Source organism: Streptomyces sp. UW30 (assembly GCF_008042075.1).
Lineage (GTDB): Bacteria > Actinomycetota > Actinomycetes > Streptomycetales > Streptomycetaceae > Streptomyces.
Genome location: NZ_RDBN01000053.1, coordinates 1,772,718 through 1,789,772, shown reverse-complemented (window position 1 = coordinate 1,789,772; position 17,055 = coordinate 1,772,718). Strand labels below are relative to the sequence as shown.

The 17,055-nt window shown below is 69.0% G+C and carries 18 protein-coding genes; 8 read left to right on the top strand and 10 right to left on the bottom strand.

The features are described 5' to 3' along the window. Nucleotides 1–155: 155 nt before the first annotated feature. On the top strand, nucleotides 156–2,147 hold the full coding sequence (pknB, locus tag EAO75_RS42680) for a Stk1 family PASTA domain-containing Ser/Thr kinase (protein WP_148000366.1): 1,992 nt from the start codon (nucleotides 156–158) through the stop codon (nucleotides 2,145–2,147). Between the two features lie 89 nt (nucleotides 2,148–2,236). Here pknB and EAO75_RS42675 read toward each other — a convergent pair whose 3' ends face one another. From EAO75_RS42675 to EAO75_RS42650, 6 genes are read right to left on the bottom strand one after another with little or no spacing between them, the layout of a single operon-like run. Then, entirely contained in the window at nucleotides 2,237–2,998 is a 762-nt protein-coding gene (locus tag EAO75_RS42675; protein WP_148000365.1) for a class E sortase, read from the bottom strand. 13 nt (nucleotides 2,999–3,011) lie between these two features. Then, on the bottom strand, nucleotides 3,012–4,193 hold the full coding sequence (locus EAO75_RS42670) for a class E sortase (RefSeq protein ID WP_148000364.1): 1,182 nt from the start codon (nucleotides 4,191–4,193) through the stop codon (nucleotides 3,012–3,014). Further along, nucleotides 4,190–4,828, bottom strand: coding sequence for an aminodeoxychorismate/anthranilate synthase component II (locus EAO75_RS42665; RefSeq protein WP_148000363.1), 639 nt, complete (start codon nucleotides 4,826–4,828; stop codon nucleotides 4,190–4,192). The genes EAO75_RS42670 and EAO75_RS42665 overlap by 4 nt, the downstream gene beginning before the upstream one ends. After that, on the bottom strand, nucleotides 4,825–4,986 hold the full coding sequence (locus EAO75_RS42660; protein WP_030945481.1) for a hypothetical protein: 162 nt from the start codon (nucleotides 4,984–4,986) through the stop codon (nucleotides 4,825–4,827). The genes EAO75_RS42665 and EAO75_RS42660 overlap by 4 nt, the downstream gene beginning before the upstream one ends. Before the next feature lie 54 nt (nucleotides 4,987–5,040). After that, nucleotides 5,041–5,748 carry a class E sortase gene (locus tag EAO75_RS42655; protein ID WP_148000362.1) on the bottom strand — a complete coding sequence of 236 codons (708 nt, stop codon included), beginning with the start codon at nucleotides 5,746–5,748 and terminating at the stop codon, nucleotides 5,041–5,043. Between the two features lie 18 nt (nucleotides 5,749–5,766). After that, nucleotides 5,767–6,543 carry a DUF881 domain-containing protein gene (locus EAO75_RS42650; protein WP_148000361.1) on the bottom strand — a complete coding sequence of 259 codons (777 nt, stop codon included), beginning with the start codon at nucleotides 6,541–6,543 and terminating at the stop codon, nucleotides 5,767–5,769. A 141-nt stretch (nucleotides 6,544–6,684) separates the two neighbouring features. On the opposite strand from EAO75_RS42650, the gene crgA reads away from it, so the two are divergent. Then, nucleotides 6,685–6,939 carry a cell division protein CrgA gene (crgA, locus tag EAO75_RS42645; RefSeq protein WP_148000360.1) on the top strand — a complete coding sequence of 85 codons (255 nt, stop codon included), beginning with the start codon at nucleotides 6,685–6,687 and terminating at the stop codon, nucleotides 6,937–6,939. Between the two features lie 314 nt (nucleotides 6,940–7,253). Here crgA and EAO75_RS42640 read toward each other — a convergent pair whose 3' ends face one another. Together EAO75_RS42640 and EAO75_RS42635 are read right to left on the bottom strand one after the other, a co-directional pair. After that, nucleotides 7,254–8,141 (bottom strand): rhomboid family intramembrane serine protease, encoded by an 888-nt coding sequence (locus EAO75_RS42640; protein ID WP_148000359.1) that lies wholly within the window; start codon nucleotides 8,139–8,141, stop codon nucleotides 7,254–7,256. 100 nt (nucleotides 8,142–8,241) lie between these two features. Further along, nucleotides 8,242–8,775 (bottom strand): peptidylprolyl isomerase, encoded by a 534-nt coding sequence (locus tag EAO75_RS42635; RefSeq protein WP_148000358.1) that lies wholly within the window; start codon nucleotides 8,773–8,775, stop codon nucleotides 8,242–8,244. A gap of 348 nt (nucleotides 8,776–9,123) precedes the next feature. Between EAO75_RS42635 and EAO75_RS42630 the strand changes: the two genes are divergently transcribed. The 4 genes from EAO75_RS42630 to EAO75_RS42615 all read left to right on the top strand — a co-directional run bounded on the left by EAO75_RS42630 (nucleotide 9,124) and on the right by EAO75_RS42615 (nucleotide 13,866). Next, entirely contained in the window at nucleotides 9,124–9,837 is a 714-nt protein-coding gene (locus EAO75_RS42630) for a DUF5324 family protein (protein WP_148000357.1), read from the top strand. A gap of 457 nt (nucleotides 9,838–10,294) precedes the next feature. After that, entirely contained in the window at nucleotides 10,295–11,695 is a 1,401-nt protein-coding gene (locus EAO75_RS42625; protein WP_148000356.1) for a hypothetical protein, read from the top strand. A gap of 429 nt (nucleotides 11,696–12,124) precedes the next feature. Continuing rightward, nucleotides 12,125–12,643, top strand: coding sequence for a helix-turn-helix domain-containing protein (locus EAO75_RS46305; RefSeq protein ID WP_187284795.1), 519 nt, complete (start codon nucleotides 12,125–12,127; stop codon nucleotides 12,641–12,643). A 134-nt stretch (nucleotides 12,644–12,777) separates the two neighbouring features. Continuing rightward, complete coding sequence (locus EAO75_RS42615; protein ID WP_148000354.1) at nucleotides 12,778–13,866, top strand: hypothetical protein; 1,089 nt, start codon at nucleotides 12,778–12,780, stop codon at nucleotides 13,864–13,866. A gap of 93 nt (nucleotides 13,867–13,959) precedes the next feature. Here the strand turns inward: EAO75_RS42615 and EAO75_RS42610 are convergent, their stop codons facing one another. Beyond that, a complete protein-coding gene (locus EAO75_RS42610; protein WP_261989677.1) occupies nucleotides 13,960–14,631 on the bottom strand; it encodes a response regulator in 672 nt (223 codons plus the stop codon). 74 nt (nucleotides 14,632–14,705) lie between these two features. After that, nucleotides 14,706–15,824 carry a sensor histidine kinase gene (locus EAO75_RS42605; RefSeq protein WP_187284794.1) on the bottom strand — a complete coding sequence of 373 codons (1,119 nt, stop codon included), beginning with the start codon at nucleotides 15,822–15,824 and terminating at the stop codon, nucleotides 14,706–14,708. Between the two features lie 541 nt (nucleotides 15,825–16,365). Here EAO75_RS42605 and EAO75_RS42600 point away from each other — a divergent pair. After that, nucleotides 16,366–16,569 carry a hypothetical protein gene (locus tag EAO75_RS42600; protein WP_148000351.1) on the top strand — a complete coding sequence of 68 codons (204 nt, stop codon included), beginning with the start codon at nucleotides 16,366–16,368 and terminating at the stop codon, nucleotides 16,567–16,569. Nucleotides 16,570–16,782: 213 nt separating this feature from the next. Continuing rightward, nucleotides 16,783–17,055: trypsin-like serine protease (locus tag EAO75_RS42595; RefSeq protein WP_148000612.1), on the top strand; the 273-nt coding region annotated here is incomplete at its 3' end.

Here is a 17,055-nt window from a genome sequence, read left to right as displayed (position 1 = left end):
CTTCACATCGGTGCACGTTGCGATACCGGTCCTGTATCGGGTTACGGGCTTGGCCAGGTCACACAAGATGAGCCGGGTACGGTATGCCCGGACGGCAGGCCGCCCCACCCACAAGGGTGAGGTCGGGACCGACGGAGAGGGCTGGTAGGTAGCTTATGGAAGAGCCGCGTCGCCTCGGCGGCCGGTACGAGCTGGGCCAGGTGCTCGGTCGTGGTGGCATGGCGGAGGTCTACCTCGCGCATGACACCCGGCTCGGCCGCACCGTGGCGGTGAAGACGCTGCGCGCGGACCTCGCGCGCGACCCGTCCTTCCAGGCCCGCTTCCGCCGGGAGGCCCAGTCGGCCGCCTCGCTCAACCATCCCGCGATCGTGGCGGTCTACGACACGGGCGAGGACTACATCGACAACGTGTCGATCCCGTACATCGTCATGGAGTACGTCGACGGCTCCACGCTTCGTGAGCTGCTCCACAGTGGCCGCAAGCTGCTGCCGGAGCGCGCCATGGAGATGACCATCGGCATCCTCCAGGCCCTGGAGTACTCCCACCGCAACGGCATCGTCCACCGCGACATCAAGCCCGCGAACGTCATGCTGACGCGCAACGGCCAGGTCAAGGTCATGGACTTCGGCATCGCCCGCGCCATGGGCGACTCCGGCATGACGATGACGCAGACGTCGGCGGTCATCGGCACCGCCCAGTACCTCTCGCCGGAGCAGGCGAAGGGCGAGCAGGTCGACAACCGGTCCGACCTGTACTCGACCGGCTGCCTGCTCTACGAGCTGCTGACGGTGAGGCCCCCCTTCGTGGGCGACTCCCCGGTCGCGGTCGCGTACCAGCACGTACGGGAAGAGCCCCAGGCCCCCTCGGTCTTCGACCCGGAGATCACGCCCGAGATGGACGCGATCGTCCTGAAGGCGCTGACCAAGGACCCCAACTACCGCTACCAGTCGGCCGACGAGATGCGTGCCGACATCGAGGCGTGCCTCGACGGCCAGCCCGTCGCCGCCACGGCGGCCATGGGCTCGGTGGGCTACGGCGGCTACCCGGACGACCAGCCGACCACGGCCCTGCGCTCCGCGGACGCCGGCGCCACGTCGATGCTGCCGCCGATGAACCCGGACGACGGCGGCTACGGCTACGACGACCGCCCGGACCGGCGCCGCCAGAAGAAGTCGAACACCTCGACGATCCTGCTGGCCGTCGCGGCCATCCTGGTCCTCGTCGGCGCGATCCTGATCGGCAAGTGGGTCTTCGACGGCAAGAGCGCGAGCAACTCCCAGGTGCCGGTCCCGTCGCTCGTGGGCGAGACCCAGGCCAGCGCGAAGGACCTGCTGACCAACAGCGATCTCAAGCTGGGGCAGGTCACGCAGAAGGAGTGCGAGGACCAGCCCAAGGGCAACATCTGCGAGCAGAACCCCGAGCCCAAGACCGAGGTCGACAAGGGCTCCGCGGTCGACATCGTGGTGTCGAAGGGCGCTCCGAAGGTCACGGTGCCGAGCGTGATCGGCCTGGACCTGGACGAGGCGAAGGACAAGCTTGAGGGTGACGACTACCAGCTGAAGGTGAAGACGGAGTTCCGGGAGTCCCCGGACGAGGAGAACACCGTCCTCGACCAGGACCCCGTCAAGGGCGAGGAAGTCGAGAAGGGTTCGGAGGTCACCCTCACCGTCGCCAAGGCGGAGGAGAAGTCCACCGTCCCGGACGTCCTCAACCAGACCTGCGACGCCGCCAAGGCCCAGATGACGGCCAACAACCTGGTCGGTAACTGCGTCGAGGTCGACACCCAGGACCCGAACCAGGTCGGCAAGGTCATCGGGACGTCGCCGCAGGCCGGCAGCGAGGCCGACAAGAACTCCACGGTGACCATCCAGATCGGCAAGCAGGCCAAGCAGAAGACCCCGGTGCCGAGCGTCGTGGGTCAGACGGTGGGCCAGGCCAAGCAGACTCTGGCGGCGGCCGGCTTCACCAACATCCAGTTCGCCAACGGCAGTGACCAGAGCGACACGGCCTTCGTCACGGACCAGGACCCGAAGGGCAACCAACAGGTCGATGACCCGGCGAACACCCAGGTCACGCTGACCACCGTCGGCTTCGGCCAAAACGGCGGGAACAACAACGGCGGGAACGACGGCGGCATCTTCGGCTGACGGAAGAGTTTCCGAGATCACAAGAAGGCCCCGGCACCCTSATSAGGGTGCCGGGGCCGACTCGTACGACGCTCCGGTCAGCGCATCGGTCAGCGCAGTTCCTCGGGCAACGTCCGCTCCTCGTCCACCTTCTCCACGCGCTCCAGCTCGCCCCACACCACATACCGGTACCGGCTCGTGTACACCGGCGTGCAGGTCGTCAGCGTGATGTAGTGGCCCGCCTTGGTCTTTCCCGATTCCTTCGGGACCGAGGAAAGGACCTGGACGTTGTACTTCGAGGTCTCGGCCAGGACGGCGTAGACCTTGTAGACGTACCACTTGTCCTTCGTCTCGAAGACGATCGGGTCGCCCTTCTCGAGCTTGTGGATGTTGTGGAACTTCGCGCCGTGGCCGTCCCGGTGCGCGGCGAGGGAGAAGTTGCCCTTCTTGTCCGACATCGGCAAGGTCGCCTTGACGGGGTCGGTGTAGTAGCCGGCGACGCCGTCGTTGAGGATCGACGACGTCGTGCCCTTCTCGACGAGGATGTCGCCCTTCGTCATCGCGGGGACGTGCAGGAAGCCGATGCCGTTCTTGGCGTCGAACTCGGCGGGACGGCCGGAGTCCTCGTCCTGGTGGGCCCAGATGTCACGGACCTTGTCGGCCTGTTTGTCCGCCGCCCGGTCGGCGATGACGTTCGTCCACCACAGTGAGTAGACGACGAACAGGCCCAGCACCAGGCCCGCCGTGATGAGGAGTTCGCCGAAGACGCTGACCGCCATCGCGATCCGGCCCATACCCCGGCGGCGAGCCGGGGGGCGTCGTGAGGCGGGCGCGGACGTGTGGTCTTCCGTGCCCTCGGTGGTCGCTGCCACGTTTCATCTGCCCTTAACTGACGAGCGCATCCGGCTTGCCCTTGCTGCGCGGCCGTTCCTCGACCATCTTGCCCCAGACGATCAACCGGTACTTACTGGTGAACTCCGGCGTGCACGTCGTGAGTGTGATGTAGCGGCCCGGCCCGGTGAAACCGGACCCCGGCGGAACCGGATCCAGCACGCTCACATTGCTCGGCGACGTCACCGGCAGGATCGACGCCATCTTGTACACGAAGTATTTGTCCTGCGTCTCCACGACGATCGCGTCGCCCTGGGCGAGCCGGTTGATGTAGCGGAACGGTTCGCCGTGGGTGTTGCGATGGCCGGCCAGGCCGAAGTTGCCGGTCTTGGCGTCCGGCATCGGCGTCTTCAGCTTGCCCTCGCCGTAGTGGCCGACCATGCCCCGGTCGAGCACCTTCTTGTTGCTGATGCCCTCCGCGATCGGGACGACGACGTCCAGCTTCGGGATGTGCAGGAGGGCGAAGCCCTGCCCCGGCTCGAAGGTCCCCGGGTTGCCCTTGCCGCTCGCCCAGTCCTCCTGGAGGCTGCTGGCTTCCTTGTCCGCCTGTGCGTGCGCCCGGACGTTGGTCCACCACAGCTGGTAGCTCACGAACAGCAGCATCAGCACGCCGGTGGTGATGAACACCTCACCGATCGCCCGGCTGGCGACGGTTGCCGGGCTGGGCCTGCGCGCCTTGGCCTGCCGGCGGGCCTCCATGCGGGACAGGGGGGCGCCGGAGCTCTCCGAGCCCGCCTCGTCGGCCTCCGGCAGCGGGCGGGAGCCGCCATGACGCCCATGACGCCGCTTGGCGGCCTTCCTGCGGGCCGCACGGCCGCCCGTCGGGGTGGAAGAGGCGGAAGTGGCGGAAGAGGCGGGAGAGGGCCGTAGGGCCTCGCCGGGGGGCGGCGGATCCGCGATCCGCAGGGCTACGGTCTCGTCGTCCGGCGGAGGTATGTACGGCTCCGCGTACGGCTCCTGGACGGCGGCCGCGGGCGGCACTTCGCCGCCGTAGCCCTGACTGCCGTACTCCTCGGCTCCGTAGTTCTCCCCGCCGTACCACTCCCCGAGCGCACCGGACCCCTCGTACGGCTGCTGCCCGTACGAGGTTCCCTGGTCGCCGGCGTCGCCGTAGGAGTCCGTGAAGGACTCCCCGTACGCGGCGCCGGACTCGCGCTCAGGGCGCAGGGCGGTCACGCCGAGGCCCTGCCCACCACCGGGGCGAGCCCCGCCGACCTCGCCACCGCACCCTGGTCGCCGCACTCCACCAGCCAGTTGGCCAGCATCCGGTGCCCGTGCTCGGTCAGCACCGACTCGGGGTGGAACTGCACGCCCTCGACCGGGAGTTCGCGGTGGCGCAGGCCCATGATGATGCCGTCATGGGTGCGCGCGGTGACCTCCAGGTCGGCCGGGACCGTCGCCGGCTCCGCCGCCAGGGAGTGGTAGCGGGTCGCCGTGAACGGCGTCGGCAGGCCCGCGAAGACGCCCTTGCCCTCGTGCTCGACCAGCGAGGTCTTGCCGTGCAGCAGCTCCGGCGCACGGTCCACGACACCGCCGTACGCCACCTGCATCGACTGCATGCCGAGACAGACACCGAAGACCGGCACCCCGGTCGAGGCGCAGTGCCGGACCATGTCCACGCACACGCCCGCCTCCTCCGGCGTCCCCGGGCCCGGCGACAGCAGTACGCCGTCGAAGCCGTCCTGGGCGTGCGTCGTCGACACCTCGTCGTTGCGCAGCACCTCGCACTCGGCGCCCAGCTGGTAGAGGTACTGGACCAGGTTGAAGACGAAGCTGTCGTAGTTGTCCACGACCAGAATGCGCGCGCTCACTGGTTGTCCACCGTCACATCGTTGAAGGGCAGGAGCGGTTCGGCCCACGGGAAGACGTAGTTGAACAAGACGTAGACGACGGCCATGGCCAGCGCGAGCGAGAGCAGCGCCTTCACCCACGCATTGCCCGGCAGATGCCGCCAGATCCAGCCGTACATGCCGTCCCTTCCGTCGCACCACGGCACCCAGACTCACGCCGTACAGCCAACAGACTAACGGCGCAACGCCTCCGGTTTCCCGGCCTCCACGGGCTGGGTGGAATCCAGGTGAGCCCACACGATGAGCCGATGACTGTGCCCCCACTCGGGATCGCACGTGGTCAGCGTCAGATACCGGCCTTCACGCGTGTACCCCGAGTTACGGGGCACAGGGTCAATCACCTCAACGTCCGTGGGCAGGGTTTTGTAGGGGCCTTTGTCGATCCGATACGTGAACCAGGTCGTTCCGTCGGTCAGCACCACCGCGTCACCGGGCCGCAGCCTGGGGAAGTCCTTGAAGGGATCGCCGTAGGTGCGCCGATGACCGGCGACCGAGAAGTTGCCCTTCTGACCGAGCTGGGCGGTGCTCGCGTAGTGGCCGAGGCCCTTCTTCAGGGTCTTGGTGGCCGTGCTTTCGAGGACCGGCTTGTTCCACGTGAAACCAAGACGCGGGATGTACATGATCGCGAAGGGCTTGTCCGCCGCGTACGGCGCCGGCTTCGGCGGACTCGCGCTCGCTCCCGGACTCGCCGCACCGCCCGGAGCCGCGTCCGTCGGGCCCACGGCCCCCTGCGCCCACTGCTCCTGCAACTGATCGATCTGGTCGTCCATGACGGTGTCGGCCTTCACACCGGTCCAGAACAGGACGTAGACGACGAAAAGGACGATCACGGCGCCGACGGTGATGCACAGTTCGCTGACGGTCCTCACGACGACGCGCACCGGCAGCTCCAGGGAAGATCACTCCACGGGCTTGGCGTACTGCAGATCCACTGTGCCCGAGTAGCCGGGCAGAGTCACCGTCCCGTCCTCGGTGACTTTCCAGCCGAGGCCGTAGACGTTGACGTAGACCATGTAGTTCTGGATCGCCTTCGAGGCAGCGAGCGCCTGCTGCATCTTCTCCGGATCCCCGACCGCCGTGATCTTGTACGGCGGTGAGTAGACCCGGCCCTGGAGGATCAGGGTGTTGCCCACGCAGCGCACGGCGCTGGTGGAGATCAGCCGCTGGTCCATGACCTTGATGCCCTTGGCGCCGCTCTGCCACAGCGCGTTGACCACGGCCTGGAGGTCCTGCTGGTGGATCACCAGGTAGTCCGGCTGCGGCTCGGGATACCCCGGGAGCTTGGCGGTGGCGTCCGGCGGGGCGTCATTGAGCGTGACCGTGATGGCCTCACCCGTGAGCTTCTGGGTCCCGGCACTGTGCTCCAGCCCGGCCAGCTTCTCGTCCTCCGCCTTGGTGCTGCCGTCGTCCCGCTCGGCGAGTGCCTCCACGTCGTCACGCAGGGACGCGTTCGCCTCGCCCAGCTCACCGTTCCCACGACTACGCTCATGAATGAGGTCCGAAAGCTTCAGCAGCGAGGCATCCGTGCGGATATTGGTGCCCTTGGCCGTGTTGAAACTGGTGAAGAAAATGAGCCCGGCGAGAGCGAAGACCGCCGCGGTGAGCACCCGCACCGGCCGGAAACGGCCGCGGGCAGGGCTGGATCCCGTAGGGGGAGAGTCGGCAGAATTGCTCAACGTACCCTTATCTCCTTCGGCGCCGCGGAAGCACTACGCTAACGGACGCCCGGGGGAGCAATCAGAGTCCCCTTGTACGCTGCCCCGAGCCCGACCAAGTTCCCTGCGCGGCCACGCAGCGCATCGACAGGAGAGACCCTCGTGCCGAAGTCACGTATCCGCAAGAAGGCCGACTACACGCCGCCGCAGTCGAAGCAGGCGACCGCCATCAAGCTGACCAGCCGCGCCTGGGTCGCACCTGTGATGCTGGCCATGTTCATCCTCGGTCTGGCATGGATCGTCGTTTTCTACGTGACCGACGGTTCGCTGCCCATCGAGGCGCTGGGCAACTGGAACATCGTGGTGGGCTTCGGCTTCATCGCCGCCGGATTCGGCGTCTCCACCCAGTGGAAGTAGCACCCGAACCCTCGGCCACGTCGCGGTGAACGCAGCTCTGCCCAGGACTATCCGCTGAGTTATCCACAGCCTTGCAGCAATTTCCACAAGCTGACTGGGGAAAAGACGACGATCTGTGGATAACCCATCGGACGTTGACGCCGGTATGACTGCCACACCGGTCACCCGAAGGCATTCCGAACACATGTACGCCCCCTGTCTGACCTGCGATAACACGGGTCGAAGGCAGGGGGCGTGACCGTTCCCGCACGGTACGCACAAGATCCGCCACACGCTGTGGACAACAGGGCCGCTCACGTGGATAACGTCCTGGCTCAGGTGAGCTGGGCCGTCCTCAGCACGGTCATGATGACGACAACGGCCAGGACCAGCGCACATGTGCCGTACTGGACCAGTGCCCGACGCTCACGCGGGGCATGGACCATCGCGTAGCCGATGACGACGCCGGCGACCAGGCCGCCGATGTGGGCCTGCCAGGAGATGTTGAATCCTGGGCTGAAGGTGAAGATCAGGTTGATCACCAGCAGCGCGATGATCGGCCGCAGGTCGTAGTTGAGGCGCCGCATGAGGACGGCTGTCGCGCCGAAGAGGCCGAAGATGGCGCCGGAGGCGCCGAGCGTGGCCGTGGTCGGGGAGGCCAGCAGATAGGCCAGGGCGCTGCCCGCGAGGCCCGAGCAGAAGTAGACCGCGAGATAGCGGGCGCGGCCGAGGGCGGCTTCGAGAGGGCCGCCGAGCCACCACAGGCTGAGCATGTTGAAGGCGAAGTGCCAGATGGCCTCATGGGTGAACATCGAGGTCACCAGGCGCCACCATTCGCCCTCGGCGACACCCTCGGTGGGGTTGAAGGGGGCGGGCGGCCAGGAGCCGATGAGGACGACGTCGTTCAGGAACGTCGTGCTGGCCTGGACCGCGATGAAGACCGCGAGATTGATCCCGATCAGGATCTTGGTGACCAGTCGCGGGTCGGCGGCGATGGTGCCGCCCGCGATCGTGCGGGGCTGGGCGGCGGTGGGGGCGTGTCCGGTGCCGGAGCCGCTGCGGACGCAGTCGGGGCACTGGAAGCCGACCGAGGCGCTGACCATGCATTCGGGGCAGATGGGCCGCTCGCAGCGGGTGCAGCGGATGCCGGTCTCGCGGTCCGGATGGCGGTAGCAGCCGGGCGGGCTCTGGGCGTCCTGCGGGCTGCCTGCCTGCTGGTCCATGAGGTCCCCTTGGTCGTCGTGCGCGATGCACGTCCTCATGCACCGCCCCGCTCATCCTTACGGACGAGCGGGGCGTTTGGTTCCCCGTGCGAGGTGTCGCTCAGCCCTCGCGGGTCTCCACGACGACCGACTCGATGACGACGTCCTTGAGGGGACGGTCGGTGCGCGGGTTCGTCTGCGCGGTGGCGATGGCGTCGATGACCTTCTGGCTGGCGCCGTCGCTGACCTCGCCGAAGATCGTGTGCTTGCGGTTCAGCCACGTCGTCGGGGAAACGGTGATGAAGAACTGCGAGCCGTTGGTACCGGGGCCGGCGTTGGCCATGGCCAGCAGGTAGGGCTTGTCGAAGCCGAGGTCCGGGTGGAACTCGTCCTGGAACTGGTAACCGGGACCGCCGGTGCCGTTGCCCAGCGGGTCACCGCCCTGAATCATGAAGCCGCTGATGACCCGGTGGAAGACCGTGCCGTCGTAGAGCTTGGCCGTCGACTTCTCGCCGGTGGCGGGGTTCGTCCACTCACGCTCGCCCTGAGCGAGTTCGACGAAGTTCTTGACCGTGATCGGCGCGTGGTTCGGGAGGAGCCGGACCTCGATGTCGCCGTGGTTGGTCTTCAGGGTGGCGTAAAGCTGCTCAGCCACGATCTGCCTTCCGTTGTCTTCCTGTGACTCCCCGATCCTCGCATGGACTGCGGCGTCCGTCGCCCGGCACTCGTTCACCGGCACGCAACCGGGCGCTTCTCTCGCAGATCTCTCGCAGATCTCTCGCAGAAAAGTGGGCGAGTGGGTCCGCGGCGGGGGCGCGAGGCGGCGAACCGTGGCATTGTCGACGACAAGCCACCGTTGCACCGCATTGGTCCGCTAGTGCGTTTGATCAAGCTCATCGGCACCCATATGCCCGCCCTCACATGCCGCGGAGCGTTCCGACAGGCATGATCCGTAAAAGGGTGGAAAGTCGAATTACCGTACGCCACCGAGGAGGAGGATCCCGTGACCCGCATCGACAGCGTGCGCGCCGCAACCGGCTCGGCGAAGGACAGCGTGCTGCACGCCGCGGAAGTGGTGGCGCCCTACGCCGACACCGCCAAGGACAGGGCCGCACTGTATGCGCACGAGGCACGCGTACGGCTGGCGCCGATGATGTCGCAGGCCACCGAGCAGGCCCGCGCACAAGCCCGTCTCCAGTACGACGCGTATCTGGCACCGCGGCTGGAGCAGGCCCTTACCCATGTGCCGCCGAAGGTCGACCAAGCCGCTCACGAAGCAGCCATCCGTACGCGCAAGGCGGCACGGCAGGCCGCCGACTACTCCAAGCCGAGGATCGAGCAGGCGGTCGCCGCGGCCGGGCCCGTGCGGGACGAGGCCACCGCGCGCGGTGCCGCCGCACTGGCCGCGCTGCGCGGTCAGGTCTCGCCGCAGGAGATCCAGCGACTGGTCCGCAAGCACGAACGGCGTGCCAGGGCCGGCCGCGCGGTGAAGATGGTGGCCGTGCTGTGCGTCCTCGCCGGCGGCGCCGTCGCCGTGTGGAAGTGGTGGGACAAGCAGGCCAACCCGGACTGGCTGGTCGAGCCGCCGGCCGCGACGGAAGTACCCGAGTCGAGCCGCCTCACGTCCGTGGACGGCAGCGGTCAGTCGGACCTGGACCCCGAGGTCCAGGCGAAGGAGGCCGAGGAGGAAGCCGCACGGCGGGACGACGGCCGGTGACGGGGGAGAGACGGTGGCAGAGGAGAGCCGGTGACCGACGAGGGCCGGTGATCTGAGGGCCTTCCCCTACGGCTTCTCACGTATGGCATCTCACGGCCTCAAGTGCCGTCGGAGACGACAAAGTGGTGTGCGCCCTCGTGCGGTGGGCGCACACCACTTTGTGGTCTCTACGTCTTTACAGCCTTCGTCGCCTCTGTCGAGTGACGGGGCGCTGGTTCCGGGCCTGGCCGAGGTCGTCGACCACTTCACGCTGAACGGCGAGAATTCATGGAACGTTTCTGCTCGCAAGCCCGTCAGAGCGGGCGGCAGGCCACGTTCCCGCCGAGGTCGGAATCTGGGAATCTGCAGGGATCCATGACCGTGGGGATCCCGGGGCTGCCGCGGCGGCACCCAGTTCCTGGCTGCGGTCGCTCGTGCCTCCGCTTCCGATGCCGTTCGCACCCCCAGAGAACAGGCCATGAGCAGAACCGATCACCGCACCCCGAACGACCGGCTGCGCGAGCTGATCCGCGAGTCGGACTGGACGTACGAGGCGCTGGCCCGCACCGTCAACACCCTCGGCGCTTCGTCCGGGCTCCGGCTGCGCTACGACCGGACGGCCGTCGCCCAGTGGGTCCGGGGCGTCCGTCCCCGGCCGCCCGTCCCCGAATTGGCCGCAGAGGCGCTCTCGCGCAAGCTCGGCCGGACCGTCACCGTCACGGACACCGGACTGGCGCCTCCGGACATGCCCGGAGCCGCATTGCCGGGATCCCCCGATCCCTTGGTGAGGCTCGGAGAACTCAGAGAGGCTTATCTCGATCCCGTGCTCAGGGAGTCGATGCGCCGGAACCTCCTGGCCGGCGACTGGCCGTCGCCGGACTGGGCGGACGACGACAGCGCGGGCGGCACCGGCCTGCGTGGTCCGGTGCAACGGCCGTCCACCGGAGGTCCGCCCTGGCGGATCGGGATGAGTGAGGTCGACGCCCTGGAGGCCATGGGCCGGTTCTACAACGAGGTCTGGGATGCGTTCGGCGGCGGCCACGGCACCAGCGCTCTCGCCGCCTGCCTCGCGGACGACGTGGCCGTCTGGCTGCGCTCCCCCATGGCCGACGGAGTTCGTACGGCCCTCATGTCCAGGGCCGCGGAACTGACGCTGCGGCTGGCGCTGATGTACTTCGAGGACGGCCACTACGGTTTCACCCAGCGCTATCTGGGCATCGCGGCGCAGCTGGCCCGGGGCGCGGACGACCGGACGATGTACGTCACGGTACTGGCCAGGTCGGCCACGGTGGCGCGCGATCTGGGCCAGTACCGCAAGGCGGCCCACCTGGCCGACGCGGCCCAGGTTCTGCTCACCGCCTGCGCTCCGGACACGGTCTCCTTCGCCCAGGGCGAGTTCGCGATAGCGTACGCGGCCGTCGATGACATGCGGGCCGCCCAGCGGTGCCTGGACAACGCCGAGCAGAACCTGTCCCGGTGCACCGGTTCATCCGCCACCACTGAGGTGCGGCTGTACACATACCACTGGCAGCGGGCCGGGGTCCTTGTCTTCCAAAACCGGCCCGGCGACGTGGTGCCGGCGATGCTCACATCGCTGCGGCACGTCCCGCAGGGGAACCGCCGCTCCCGCGTCGCCGTCGTGGCGGGCACGGCCAATGCCCAGCTCCGGCTGGGGCTCCTGGACGAAGCATGTGCCACGCTCCAGCAGCTCCTCCCCGACTTCTCCCGGCTCCGCAGCGCCGACATGGCAGGCTTTCTGGGCGAGTTGTTGCGCAAGGTCGGCGCCTTCGGCCGGGCCAGGCCGGCCGCCGACCTGCTGCAGCAGACGCAGGGCCTGCTGCCACGGGGCCCGGTGCCCGCGCGCCCCTACGGACATTGATGGGGGTTCCCTGCGCTCGTTGAGACGCACCCGGAAGTTCAACGTTCAACACGTTCAACACAGGACTTGCCGGCACCCCTGGCGGTGCTTCCGGAGGCCTGAGGTAATGGCGCGACCCCAAGATCAGCCTCACCAGGGARCCCCCCACTGTTCCCACACCCTGAGCCCACGCCCCGCGTCACCCGCCCGTCGAAGGGCCCCGAGAACGCCTCCCCCCATCCGTCCGAACCGCCCACCGGTGGTCGGCTGTGCGCCGCCCGGCAGCAACTGTTCGCGGCTCTCACCGGTGAACAGAGATTGCACCGTCGCGATCTGGAACAACTGGCGGCGGCCGCGTGCTGGCCGCTGCCCCAGTCCGTGCAGGTGGTCGTTTCCCGAGACGTCCGTACGAGCATCCATGTCCCGGGCGGCTGTCGAGTGCTACCGCAGGTGTCCGCGAACCGGGTGCGTGTGCTCGTCGCCGAAACCGGCTCCGCCCCCGGCCGCAACGCGGCCACCGCGCTCGGCGCCGCCTTCTGCGGCTCCCCGGCCGTCGTCGGCCCGAGCGTTCCCCTCGCGCTCGCCGGACCGTCGTTGCGCTGGGCGGAGTATGTCCTGACGGAGCTGGGGCGCAATGCGCGCGGCGTCCACCGCGCCGTGGACCATCCGGCCGGCTGGATCCTGGCGAACAACCGGCAGGTGGCGGACTCACTCGCCGCGGCCCTGCTGGAGCCGCTGAACCGGTGCACTCCGCTGCGCAGGGAGCAGTTGGAGACCACGCTGTTGGCGTGGCTTCAGTGGCGTGCTGCGCCGGAGGTCGCCCGGGCGCTGAACGTTCACCCGCAGACGGTGCGCTACCGCATGCGCCGACTGCATGCCCTGTTCGGGCAGGCACTGTCCGAACCGGACATCTGCCTCGCACTGGAACTGGCCCTGCGCGGCCGCCGATTCCGGCCGCCGCAGCCGTAACTGCCCGAAGACACTTTCGTCGCGACCGGAATCCCCTTCAGGGCCGACGAGCCGAACCGTTCGTCGGCGCTTTGCTCCCTGCGTCAGGACAGCGAGCCCCGCCCGGCGGGGCACCGTATGCGCAGGAGGAAGCAGTGAGTCGTCGAGCGTATCGACCCGTCAACAGGAAGAAGTGGATTGCGGCCTCGGCGGTGGCCGTGGTCGCGGCAGGAGCACTGGCGCTGCCCGGCGCCTTCGCCGACGAGCCCGGCGCCACAAGCAGCGCCGAGGCCTCGGCGGGCCCGGGCGGTGCGGTGTCCGTCGACTGCTCGGCGTGGCCGCAAACGACCCCGGTCGGCGGGGCGACGGTCACGCCGGAAACCCAGGCACCCACGACCTTGCCGGCCCCGGCCGCCCCGAACCCGGAGCGGACCGCGCCGAGTTCTGAGGGCTCCGGTCCCAGCTACCAGGCCGAGGGACACATGTCCGCGGGAGCCACCGAGAGTTCCCCGGCCGATTCCCCGGGGGGAGTGGCCGAGGACTGCGCGGGCAGCGGCATCGGCGGCGGGGAGGAGGCGTCGGCGGTGGCGAGCCGGCTCGTGCAGGTCCAGCGGGAGCTGGCGGGGGACCCCGAGCGGGTCAAGACGCTGAGCACTGCGGACCTCGAGGTGCTGTGGGCGAACCGCGACGCGTCTCTCAAGTGGGCCATGCAGCAGGAGCATCGCGGCGGGCGGGCGCTGTGGGGCAACGAGGCACCGCGGCTCGACAACGACGGCGCTGTGGCCCCGGATGCCGGTCACCCCGGGTCGGTGTTCTCCCGGGCACTCTTCGACAGGCTCAAGAAGGCGCCCCTGTCCGAGTTTCTGCAGATCCGGAAGGCCGCGCTGAGCGCGTCGTCGGCCGGCACGCAGGACCAGCGTCTCAGGAACAGCTTCTACGCCAACGGCTGCACGGGGATCGGCCAGGTCATGAACCTCCCACAGGAGATCGTCGACGCGTGCATCCGGCACGACTTCGCGTACACGGTGGGCCCCAACATCGCGGCCCGGACCCAGCAGGACCCGTCCGCGCTGCGCCGCGAAGCCGATGACCAGCTGTGGGATGACCTCAAGGCCTCGGGGCACCCTTACGCGGCCACGGTCTTCTGGGCCGGGCTCCGCGCCGGCGGCTGGATGAACTTCGCCGCGACGCCCGAGGAAGGTGACGAGATCGACTCGCTTGCGTCCGGCCGGCCCACCGACTAGCGGATCGGCGGGACCACAACGCCCTTGGGCCAGGAGCGCACGGCAACGGCAGACGCCGCAGCCGTGCGCTCCTGCGCTGCGCGTTTGCGCCCGTCACGCTGTGCGCGGCGGCGGCCCGAGCGGTTGGTCGAGCAGGCCAGCGGTGCAGGCCAGCGTGGCCGCCTGTACCCGGTTGCTCAGCTCCAGCACCCTCAGCAGGTGGCTCACCTCGCCTTTGACACGGGACTCGGTCATGCCCAGGCTCTGTCCGATCCGGGCGTTGGACATGCCATGTGCGATCAGCGCGAGGAGATATCGCTGGCCGGGGGTCAGAAACCGGATCCGCTCCCGGGCCTGACCGCCGCGTGCGCTGGTGGAGTGGGTGTAGCGCTCGATGAGGCCGCGGGTCATCGCGGGCGAGATCAACGCGTCTCCGGCCACGACGGTGCGGATGGCGGCGATGAGTTCCTGTGGGGCGATGTCCTTGAGGATGAAACCGTCGGCGCCGGCGCTCAGTGCGGCGTACAGGTGGTCGTCCAGGGCGTGTGCGGTCAGCATCACGACGCGGGGCCGGCCCGGCATTTGGGCCATCCCGCGGATGGCGGTGAGCCCGTCGACGCGGGGCATGTTGACGTCGATGACGACGACGTCGGGTCGGTGCAGCCGCACGAGATGGCCGATGCCGGAGCCGTCGGCGGCCTCGCCCACCACCGTGATGTCGTCGACGGACTCGAGCACCAGGCGGATCCCCTGGCGGACCAGCGTCTCGTCGTCCACGAGAAGCACTCGGATCAAGGCCCCTTCCCCTCTTCCGTTCTTCCGTGCGGTCATTCGTACCGCCGGTCTGGCTTGTCGTGGGGTCAGGCCGCCTGGCGTTCGGCATGCGCCGGGATGCTCACGTGCATCCGGAAGCCCCCGTCGGGGGTGCGCGCCCAGCTCAGGTGGCCACCGAGTTCGTTGACGCGCTCCAGCGCTCCGGCAAGGCCGCGCCCGCCGCTGGGCAGCCGGGCCGCCGCAGTGGGAGCGGCCGGTGGTCCGTTGCGCACGGTCAGCTCCAGCCTGTTCCGGTCACCGGTCACCTCCAGTCGGATCCAGGAGCCGGAAGCGTGCCGCATCGCGTTGGAAAGGCCCTCCTGGGCGGCTCGGTAAAGCGTCTTGTAGGCGGCAGCCCCCGCGTCCGGCAGTTCTCCGGTCGTCCGCCAGGAGACGTCGACCCCTGCCTGGCGGACGCGTTCCACCAGCTCCGCAACGTCCCTCAACCACCGCCCGCCGGCGCAATTGCGGCTGTCGGCGGCCGGATCACGCAGTACGTCGACCAGGTCCCGAAGCTCTGTCATGGCCCGGCGCCCCAGGCCGCCGATCAGGGCGCCGGTCCGCTCTCCGGCGGCCTGTGCGCCGACTTCCAGCGCCCCTGCCTGGATCACGATGAGGCCGATGTAGTGGGCCACCACGTCGTGCAGGTCCCGGGCCAGCCGGACCCGCTCTTTCAGGGCCGCGTTGTACGCCAGCAGCTCCTGCTCGCGCTTGAGCCGCTGCGCCTGGTCGTGCAGCACGCTGATGTGCAGCCGATGGCCGCGTACCGCCCAGGCGACCAGGAGGGGTACGCCCACCATGATCAGGGAGTGCGTTGTCCTGCTCACGAGCACCGCGACCCACGGCGCATCGGCGGGGAACCTACCGAAGAGGGGCGACAACGGAAGCCAGGGCAGCACCAGCCCGGCGGTCACGGCGACCGCGGCCCAGCGGCGCCGACTGTGCATGACGAGGGTGTAGACGCTGGCGGGGAGGAGGATGCTGGATCCCTGCAGCGCCGTGTCCGCCACCGCCAGCGCGGCGGGCACGAGCGGTCTCGACCTGCGCACCGCTTCGCTCAGAGAACCGAGCACCGCCACCGCAACGATCACGGTCAGCCGGTGTCCGGTAGGCACGTCCAGTGCGGGGTCGGCCGCGTGCGCCGTGGGCAGGACGACGAGCAGCATGAGCAGGTTGAAGCCGGCTGACCCGACGGCGAGTGCGACGTCGTAGCAGCGCCGGCGTCTGGTCGGCCGCGGGCTCGGCCGGCGCCGCCGGTGCCGTTGCCGCGGGTGCGGCCGCGAGAGGCCGTCTCCCTGCCGTTCGCCACGGGGGCGGATCGTCCGGCGTCGGGCGGAACGCGCCGGCTGCCCGTCCTTTTCACAGGTCACGGCGACGCTGCCGCCGCGGGTCGCGCCCCCGACCTGTCCCCCGGAACTCAATCTCATGTGTTCTCCAACGGCCAGTGAGGGTGTGTGGCGTGGAGTACGCCCGGTGTCGGCACGCCACTCAGCGGCTTGACCCTGTTGAGCCGTGTCTTGTCGAAATCTGACAAACCAGCAGGGCTCCCGTCCGGCGTCCCCTCCCTCGCACCAAGCCCGACTTCCGGGCCGGGCCGACCCGCCCTCAGGTGGATGCGTCGGACTTCCGTCGCCGGTGTGATGCGGGTGTGGCCGGAGGTCCTTCCACCGGCCGTTCCTCCGACTCCCCACCCTTGAGGAGACCCCCATGACCTGGGTCGACAGCTACCTGCACGCGCCGCTCACCGGCGCGGACTACATCGACGACAGAGATCTGTACGAGCCCCCGTACGCTGTCGTCGAGGAGTCGGTCCGTCATACGTTCGTGGAGCCGACCCCCGAGTTCGATGCCGCCGTCCGGCAGCGCGTCGCCCGTCTCTACCGGCATGCGACCGCCGGTCGGCGCCCGTGACACCGCGGCAGCCCAAGCGACTCGGGCTATGCCCGCGTCCACCCCCGTGGAGCACACGCAGCCCGACATGCCCGTCACCGAGCACAGTCGCTCGGTGACGGGCATCGTCCTGCTCGGGCCCGTACTCGTCCCGCCGACGCGGAGGTTTTCCGCAAACGCACGAAGAGCTGCTCCGGCGGATGAGACGAACATCCGCCGGAGCAGCTCTTCACCATGCCCGGCTCAGCCGAACGGCCCTACCGGGAACCCCGGATCACCTGGGAACCCCTGGGGACCACCCGGGAACCCCGGACCGTCCGGGAACCCCGGATCACCGGGAAACCCCGGACCATCGGGACCACCCGGCAGTTGAAACAGCTGGACACCAGGGTGCTGCCGGCACAGGACTGCCCCGGGATCAAGGGAGGTGGGGAGTTGTGCTTCGCCGGCACCCCGACGGACACGGCCTGCTACGGGGACTCCGGCGGTCCGGCAGTGGTGCAGGAC

Bases quoted from the DNA above. Each gene is read 5' to 3' on its own strand.
- pknB (WP_148000366.1), top strand. From the start codon at position 156: ATGGAAGAGCCGCGTCGCCTCGGCGGCCGGTACGAGCTGGGCCAGGTG.
- EAO75_RS42660 (WP_030945481.1), bottom strand. From the start codon at position 4,986: ATGTACGGCTGGATCTGGCGGCATCTGCCGGGCAATGCGTGGGTGAAG.
- EAO75_RS42640 (WP_148000359.1), bottom strand. From the start codon at position 8,141: ATGGACCAGCAGGCAGGCAGCCCGCAGGACGCCCAGAGCCCGCCCGGC.
- EAO75_RS42625 (WP_148000356.1), top strand. From the start codon at position 10,295: ATGAGCAGAACCGATCACCGCACCCCGAACGACCGGCTGCGCGAGCTG.
- EAO75_RS42605 (WP_187284794.1), bottom strand. From the start codon at position 15,824: ATGCTGCTCGTCGTCCTGCCCACGGCGCACGCGGCCGACCCCGCACTG.
- EAO75_RS42600 (WP_148000351.1), top strand. From the start codon at position 16,366: ATGACCTGGGTCGACAGCTACCTGCACGCGCCGCTCACCGGCGCGGAC.